The 8419-nt window shown below is 61.3% G+C and carries 4 protein-coding genes; all 4 read right to left on the reverse strand.

Annotated features, from left to right (window positions below; translation table 11 throughout):
- Positions 1-922: 922 nt before the first annotated feature.
- From ACLJQZ_RS48205 to ACLJQZ_RS48220, 4 genes are read right to left on the reverse strand one after another with little or no spacing between them, the layout of a single operon-like run.
- Positions 923-3979: a type I restriction endonuclease subunit R, EcoR124 family gene (locus ACLJQZ_RS48205; RefSeq protein WP_410628424.1), complete on the reverse strand. Its 3057-nt coding sequence runs from the start codon at positions 3977-3979 to the stop codon at positions 923-925.
- A complete protein-coding gene (locus tag ACLJQZ_RS48210) occupies positions 3976-5208 on the reverse strand; it encodes a restriction endonuclease subunit S (protein ID WP_410628426.1) in 1233 nt (410 codons plus the stop codon). Before ACLJQZ_RS48210 ends, ACLJQZ_RS48205 begins: the two co-directional genes overlap by 4 nt.
- Complete coding sequence (locus ACLJQZ_RS48215) at positions 5205-6017, reverse strand: hypothetical protein (protein WP_410628427.1); 813 nt, start codon at positions 6015-6017, stop codon at positions 5205-5207. The genes ACLJQZ_RS48210 and ACLJQZ_RS48215 overlap by 4 nt, the downstream gene beginning before the upstream one ends.
- Positions 6004-7614, reverse strand: a complete 1611-nt coding sequence (locus tag ACLJQZ_RS48220; RefSeq protein ID WP_410628429.1) for a type I restriction-modification system subunit M — start codon at positions 7612-7614, stop codon at positions 6004-6006. Before ACLJQZ_RS48220 ends, ACLJQZ_RS48215 begins: the two co-directional genes overlap by 14 nt.
- Between the last annotated feature and the right edge of the window lie 805 nt (positions 7615-8419).

Here is an 8419-nt window from a genome sequence, read left to right on the forward strand (position 1 = left end):
CGCCTCGGCCACCATCGCCGCCGCAGCGGCCTGCTCCGGCGACAGCTCCCGCGCCGGCTGGGACTCACTCTTGCGTGGACTCACAACCTCAGATGTCATCACTCACAGTGCCCATCCCGCCGGACCTCAGCCCGGCGTGTCGGGCCGGAAACACCGATCCTGGAACAGTCCCTGGCGGTGTGCTGCCGCGATCACGGCGGATCACCGCGGGATTATGATCGTGAGTGGGTGGTCGGCGAATGTCTACAAGAGACAGTCTATTTGTAACAAATTCAGGCGAAGAGAAGCGAAATTTGGCAGTGCGGCAGCAGCCTCGGTCACTGTCGTCATAGTAGACTACAAAGGACAGGTGTCCTGTCTGATTGATCACGAGGCATGGCTCGCATGCATGACCCGATGATCAACGACCGCCCATGAGTCTCGAAGCCCGGAACGGTCGGTACTCTGGCTTATATCACTCGCTGCACGGCTCCCGTGTTGCAAATTGCAGGTGGCCGTGTGCCTGGTGGTCGCGGCCAGCGTTGGGTTCGGCGCTGCGGCCCTGTCCTTGGTCGCGTACTCATGCGGGCCATCGGGCCCGTCGTCGACCGCACGTGCTCGATCACCAGCTATTCCGGCCGTCGCGCCCTCACTGCAGTGCACGCCAGGCAAACCTCGCTGCCCAGGCGCAGGTAGTGGTTGTAGCCGCGGGTGACCGGCGCGATCATCGGGTCGTGCCGCCCGTCCAGGCAGGGGGACGTGGGCGCGGGCCGAGCGGAATGGCGGGCGCTGCGGTGGCCCGGCTGCGGCTGGCCGAGCAGGGTGGTGATGCCGTGGTCGTCGCGCCGGTTCTTGGACCATGCAGTAAGAGGCCAGGATCAAGATTAACTAACAGATAGCAGTCGGACCGGAAAGGCCGGGTGACCAATGACGGCGGCGTCTTTCAGGCCAATCCGGAGAAGCGCTCGAAGTATTCGGTCAGCTTCGCGATGACGCGCTCCTTCTTGGTGCCGAGGTTGTTGTCCTTCGCGAAGCGTGAGACCGGCGGCAGGACCTGGGTGATCGCCGTTCCGTGGGTTGCGATCGCGCCGTCGCGGAAGGCCGCTTCAATAAACGACTTCGTCTGCTCGGGCCGAAGGCGCTCGGCGTCGATGATCTCGGCGAGTTCGGCTTCTCGTCGTTGGGTGACGAAGATGCGCCAGTCGTCGCTGACCTCGCCGGTGACCGACATGGAGTCGACGAAGTCCATGATCAGGTCCTTCTTGTTCCGCAGCGATGGGCTGGCGTCGACGGCGTCCTCGACAGCACGCAGCGGCGTCCTGGCTTCCTCGCCCGTCTTGGTCTGGCCCTCATCACGCCACCTCTGCACCAGTATCAGGATGTAGTCGATGTTGACCTCGACCTGCTTGATGAGCTCGATCTCGAAGACGACGTCGTCGAGGATCGACTCCTTCTCGCCGGTGTCCCGCTTGCGGCGCCTCTCCCACAGTGCATTGTAGACGCTCGTGTAGTTCTGCAGTTGCCTCGGTGGCAGCGATTCGTCGTGAGCGAACTCGTCGAACGAGGTCAGGATGTTGCGCAGTTTGAGGATCTCACCGAAGAGCACGACGAACGCCTTCTCCTGGGCTTCCCCGAATGGCTCCGTTCCGGGTGGGCACTGCTCCAGGAGTTGCTCGACCAGGCTGACGTACGCGGCGTGGTAGTAGGTGTACGGCTTAAGCAGCACCACCCCGCGGGACTCGGAGTTGCCGAAGAGTACCAGGGCGTCGTCGACGGCCTTCTCCAGATTGCGGAAGCAGACGATGTTGCCGTAGGCCTTGACCGAGTTGAGGATGCGGTTGGTGCGGGAGAACGCTTGGATCAGCCCATGGGACTTGAGGTTCTTGTCCACCCACAGCGTGTTCAGTGTGGTTGCGTTGAACCCGGTCAGGAACATATTGACCACGATGACCAGGTCGACCTCACGGTCCCTCACTCGAAGCGCGAGGTTCTTGTAGTAGTTCTCGAACTTCGCTGCCGAGGTGTCGTACATTGTGCCGAAGGAGGCGTTGTAGTCGTTGATTGCGCGTTCGAGGAAGTCGCGGGAGGAGGCGTCGAGCTGGTCCGCGTCCATCGCCTCGTCATCGAGGATGCCACCGACCTGCTCGTCCTCGTTGACCGCGTAGCTGAAGATCGTGGCGATCTTCAGCGGCTGGTAGGACGGGTCTGTGGCTGCGCGCTCGGTCTGCTGCCGGGCGAACTCGTCGTAGTAGATCTTCAACGCGGGGATAGACGCGGTCGCCAGCATCGAGTTGAAGCCACGCACCCGTTTCTCATCCAGGCTGTACCCCTGGGTGCGCATGGTCTTGGTATCGAAGTGGTCGAGGACATGCCCCACGATCTTCCGAATTCGCTCGGGGTGGCGCAGCACTTCTTCGGTGTCGATCCCGGCAACCTGCTTGTCTTCGACGTCGTCTGCAACCCGCACGGTGTTCCGGTAAGAGACGCGGAAGGGCAGCACGTTTCCGTCGTTGATCGCGTCCACGATCGTGTAGCTGTGTAGTCGGTCGCCGAAGATCTTCTCGGTAGTGTCCTTTGTCGCCCCGCTGGCGTTTTCCGGGAAGATCGGGGTTCCGGTGAACCCGAAGAGGTGGGAGCGACGGAATGCCTTGCGCACCGAGGTCCCCATGTCACCGAACTGGCTCCGGTGGCACTCGTCGAAGATCAACACCGAATGAGCCTTGGTGATCTCGTGGCCCTTGTTCTGCTCGATGAACCGCGACAGCTTCTGGATCGTGGTGACGATGATCGAGGCGTTGTGGTCCTGGAGTTGCCGCTTGAGCTCGGCGGTCGAGCGTGACCCGTTGACCGAGCCCCTCTCGAAGCGGTTGTACTCCAGCATCGTCTGGTAGTCGAGATCCTTGCGGTCCACCACGAAGAGAACCTTGTCGATACCCTCCATCTTCGACGCGAGCTGCGCAGTCTTGAACGAGGTCAGGGTCTTTCCCGACCCGGTGGTGTGCCAGATGTAGCCGCCGGCCTCCGGCCCGGTCGCCTTCGCCGAGGACGCCACCCGCCGCAGGATCCGCTCAGCCGCCACGATCTGGTAGGGCCGCATCACTAGTAGGGTACGGGAGACGTCGAAGACGCAGTACTTCGTCAGCACGTTCAGCAGCGTGTGCTTGGCGAAGAAGGTCCGCGTGAACGCGGTCAGGTCGCCGATGCGCCGGTTTTCCGCGTCAGTCCACCATGAGGTGAACTCGAACGAGTTCGACGTCTGCTTCCGGCCACGTTTGCCGCCCTCGGACTCAGCCACCTTCCGGGCACGAGTTGTGTTCGCGTAGTACTTGGTGTGCGTGCCGTTGGAGATCACGAAGAGCTGGACGTACTGGAACAGTCCGGCATCGGCCCAGAACGACTCCCGCTGGTAGCGGTTGATCTGGTTGAACGCCTCCTTCAACGGCACCCCGCGCCGCTTCAGCTCCATATGCACGAGCGGTAGCCCGTTGACCAGGATCGTCACGTCATAGCGGTGCTTGCGAGCCGTCCCAGCACCCTCGCCGACCGTCTCGTATTGGTTGATCACCTGGAGTCGGTTGGCGTGGATGTTCGACTTGTCGATCAACTTGATGTTCTTGCTTGTGCCGTCGTCACGCGCGAGGACCTGGATCGGGTCCTCCTGGATGCGCGCCGTCTTCTCGACGATGCCCTCATTCTTCGAGGCAACTCTCTTGGCGAAGAACCATTTCCACTCGTCGTCGCTGAAGACCACATTGTTCAACAGCTCCAACTGACGACGAAGGTTTACCTCCAGGTCAGCCGACGACGTGAGGTGGAGGCGCTCGTACGCCTGCTGCCCCAACATCTTGATGAACTTGGCCTCAAGCTCCGCCTCAGACTGGTAGCCCGGATCGCCGCCGCCCGGTTCGTACGTCGCGACCACCGTCGCCTCGTCGCTCACCGCGATCGGCTCGTACCGCAGCGCCGAGTCCGGAGCCTCCACACTGCCGTCCTGGCTCACGCCACCCACCCCTCGAACGTCAGCAACTTGTCCCGGTAGTACTCATACTGACTGCGGCGTGCCTCAATCTCGGCAGGAAGACCAGATGACAGGTCGTCGACTAGTCCGTCGAACCGGTCGAGGAGAGCAACAATCCGGGCCTGTTCAGTGAGGGTGGGGATTGCCATCCTAACAGTCTTCAGCACGTTCGCGTTGAACTGCGGCTGACCACCAGTGCTTACGAGCGCGTCAGCCTGATCCCAAAACATGCCGCTCTGTGCAAAATGCCAGTAGAACGATGGCAACAGAACTGACTTATCCACGCGAATCCGGATCAGGAACGACGCATAGACCGCATCGAGGTCCTCGCCTACAAGCATGGTCTTGCCGTACGTGGCACCTGTCCTAGCCATCAAGAGATCACCCTGCTTGACCAAGTATCCGGTCGCCTCATCGCTAGCTTCGACGTACTTTGCAGCGTGGGCAGACAACTTTCCGTTGGCATTTATGTCTGTGATACGGATGAAGCGGTAGTCCCCCATCGGAGCAGCCTTGGCCGTGTACCCGTACTTGAAGGTGGCGATCTCGCTCAAAGTTGCCCACCTGATGTCCTCTCTCCCGACAAAAGTGAGGAGTTGGTCCCGGTGGTGCTCGTACTGGCGTGTGCGGGCTTGCAGCTCAGCTTGCAGCTCAGCTTGCAGCTCAGCTTGCAGCTCAGTCGTCTTATCGAGGATCCGTACGATTTCGCTCTGAACCTCAGGCGGAGGAACCGGGATGGTGACCCTGCTCAAACCGCTACTAGAGAGCCTCTTCACCTTGGCGCGGGCGACATGCTGCTCCTTGTCGGCATGGAAGGTGCTGGTCCGGAAGTAGTAGGAGACGTAGGTCGGATCGAGTTCGCTCCGGAACAGAAACGAGTCATCGTGGATCGCGACCTCTCCTTCGCCGAGCCAAGCGACGGCCTTGCCCACATCCTCGACCGTCTCCCCGACGCCAGCGATGATCACGTCTCCCGGCTGGGCGTAGCGCAACTGATTACGCAGGTCCTCCTTCACATGCGAGACGGTGGTGCGCGCGGACACGCCGTATTCTGTGTAGATCTCCCCGTAATGGATGCACGGGATGCCGACCTCGACCATGTCGGACTTGGTGAATCGGCGTCCCCGAACGAAGGTGCCAACCTCGCCGAGTCGCCTGATCGGGACCCCGTTCGGGCAGTACTCAGCGAGTAGCCTGTCAATCTCGCTCATGACGCCGTCTCCCCGCTTGTAGGCATGTCCAATCCCGTCACATTCCAGCCGAGATCCTTGATCGCTCTTTTCATCTCCTGATCGCTGGCGACGTTCTGGATGATGCCGACGACCAGACTTCGGCAGGGGTGGTACTTCTGCAGGGCTACTTCCTCGTTCGAGTCCCCATGAACAATCTCGCTCAGCTCGCTGAACAACTTGTATCCATCGCTGGAAAATGCCGAAGGAATGATGTGGTGCTCTTCGTCAACCTCCTTCAAGAGTTTGCGGAATGACTTGCGATGGCCACTATTCTCGGTGGTTGAGATTTGTGCGACGGTGGCGACCTGCTTGGTGAGCACTTCGAAGATCTTTCGAAGATAGACCATGGCTCCCGCACCGAGCTGTTCCTCGTACGCAAGCTGCGCGCGCTCCAGCAAATCATCGAAGCCACCGGCTCCGACGCCGATTCGACTGGCCCGGTCGCGCCGGTTATCCACGTAGCGCTCTAAACGAACTATCGGAGCTTGCTCGTGCAGCTCATCCCTGGAGACCACGAGGAACCAAGCTTCGACGATCGCCCCGCATGCTGCGCACTTGAGGCATGCGTCGATGCTCACCACACGGTCGCCGACACCCAGGCAGGACAGCTTCTTGCTCGACATGAATGTCCGAACAACTCCGCAGCTCTTGCACAGGAAGTTCAGAAAGACCTGACCGGCGTCAATCGTCTTGTGTTGTCCCCAACTCAAGCCACGACCGTTGAGGAAGCCCTCGACCTGCGCCTCTTCCTTGGCGGGGGCTTTGGACAGCAGGTCACCGAGGCGCATCGTCGGATTCCAGGTCGGCGACAATGGCGTCGATCTGGGTGCGCAGCTCGGCCTGCCGGGCAACGATACGCGCGATCTCGGCGTTCAATGCCTTGATGTCGGTCGCTTCGCGGGTGTCCTCGGCTTGGACGTAGGAACTGACCGCGATGTTGTAGTTGTTGTCGCGGATGGTCTCGTAGTCGACCAGGGTCGCGAAGTGGGCCAGGGCCTCGCGGCGGGTAAACGCCTCTAGAATCTTGGCCTGGTTCTCTCCGGCGAGTTTGTTCTTGTTGCCCTGCCTGGTGAACTCCGCTGAGGCGTCAATGAAGAGCACCCGGTTGTCGGTCTTCGACTTCTTCAGCACGATGATGCAGGTCGCGATCGTCACCCCGAAGAAAAGGTCCGATGGGAGCTGGATGACGGTGTCGACGTAGTTGTTGTCGATCAGGTACTTGCGGATCTTCTGCTCCGCGCCGCCGCGATAGAGCACGCCGGGGAACTCGACGATCGCGGCAGTGCCGTTGACCGCCAGCCACGACAGCATGTGCATCGTGAACGCCAGGTCAGCCTTCGATTTCGGCGCCAGTACGCCGGCGGGGGCGTACCGCTCGTCGTTGATCAGCAGCGGGTTCGAGTCGCCTTCCCAGCGCGTGGAGTAGGGCGGGTTGGAGACGATCGCCTCGAACGGCTCGTCGTCCCAGTGGTACGGGTCGATCAGCGTATCGCCGTGGGCGATGTCGAACTTCTCGTACGGGATGTCGTGCAGGAACATGTTGATCCGGCACAGGTTGTAGGTGGTCAGGTTGATCTCCTGGCCGAAGTAGCCCTGCCGGACCCCATTGGGTAGTACCTTCTTGAACTTCAGCAGCAGCGAACCCGAGCCGCAGGCGGGGTCGTAGACCTTGTTCACTTCGGTCTTCCCGACCACGGTGATCCTAGCGAGCAGCTCGGAGACCTCCTGCGGTGTGTAGTACTCCCCGCCAGACTTACCGGCCGAGGACGCGTACATCTGCATCAGGTACTCATACGCGTCACCGAAAAGGTCGATGGTGTTCTCGTTGAACTCGCCGTTGCCGATGTTCAGCGACCCGATTGCGTCGAGGAGCTTGACCAGCTTCTCGTTGCGCTTCGCGACGGTGGGGCCCAGCTTGCCGCTGTTGACGTCGAGATCGGCGAAAAGGCCCTTGATGTCGTCCTCGGAAGCGGTGCCGATCGCGCTGGCTTCGATGTTGGTGAACACCCGCGTCAGAGTCTCGTTGAGGTTCTCGTCCTTGCTGGCCCGCTCACGCACGTTCGCGAAGAGGTCCTGGGGCAGGACGAAGAAGCCCTTCTCCTTCGCCGTCTCTTCGCGCCCGAACTCGGCGTCGGCGTTGGACAGGTAGCGGTAATCGAAGTCCTCGTTGCCTGCATTGCGCTCGGCTTCGTTGAGGTAAGCCGTCAGGTTCTCGGAGACGAATCGGTAGAACAGCAGCCCCAGCACATACGCCTTGAAGTCCCAGCCGTCCACGCTTCCACGCAGGTCGTTGGCGATCTTCCAGATTACCCGGTGAAGTTCGGCTCGCTCCTGCTCCTTCTTGCGGTCCTCAGCAGTGATGGTCCAGGCTGGCTCTGTCGTCACAAGGTGAAGTCTTACCAGAGCCCGCCGACGTCTCGCGTTACCGATGGCGGAAGGTACCTGAAAACGCGCCAACGTGAATGATCGTCGTTACGGTGTCGACGCGCTCCGGGCGCCGCGGCTCCAGTCCCTGGCCGCGGGCACGCGGGCGATCCCGAGCTCGAGGTTCCTCAGCAGGTCCATGGCCCTCTCGCCAACGGGAAGGTAGACGTCACGGTGGGGCGCAGGTCGCTGTTCTCGTCACTGTACGTGATCGGCCGGACCGGATCGGGCAGCGCATTGTCCCCACTCATCTCATCGCCTGTTCTCCAGCACTGACCGTCACCGGGGTGAACCGGGCGCCGGTCAGTCCGCAGTCACAATCGCATCAGCGAGGCGTCGCGTAACGACGTAGAACGGGGGCGGGACAAGGTTCCTTCCCGGACCAAGCGTCCACGGCGTACTGGAACGGGCTGAGGCTCGGTAAGTCGAGCGTAGATCCTGGCCACCGGGGGCGTTACTTGGGCGATTAGCCATGCACGCAGCTCACTGCGTCGTGGGTCGTCTTCGGCGCCGGACCGGAGTGCTGCTAGCGGATATTTGCAGGTTACGGTGTTGACGCCCGTGCTTGTTGCGGGGAAGGCTATTGTGTCGTCGTGGTGGTCCTGGATGGCGGCGGCTGCGCAACTCTAGCGACTCCGTCTGGACCGTTCCCGGTTCGGTGGACACGGGGTGAGGGTCGCCCGGTCCTTCGGGAGACATGAGTATGGGTTCGACACGCCGCCGATTTACCGAGGAGTACAAGGCGCAGGCGGTAGCGTTCGTCATC

The sequence above is a fragment of the Amycolatopsis sp. cmx-8-4 genome (genome assembly GCF_046548675.1).
GTDB lineage: Bacteria > Actinomycetota > Actinomycetes > Mycobacteriales > Pseudonocardiaceae > Amycolatopsis.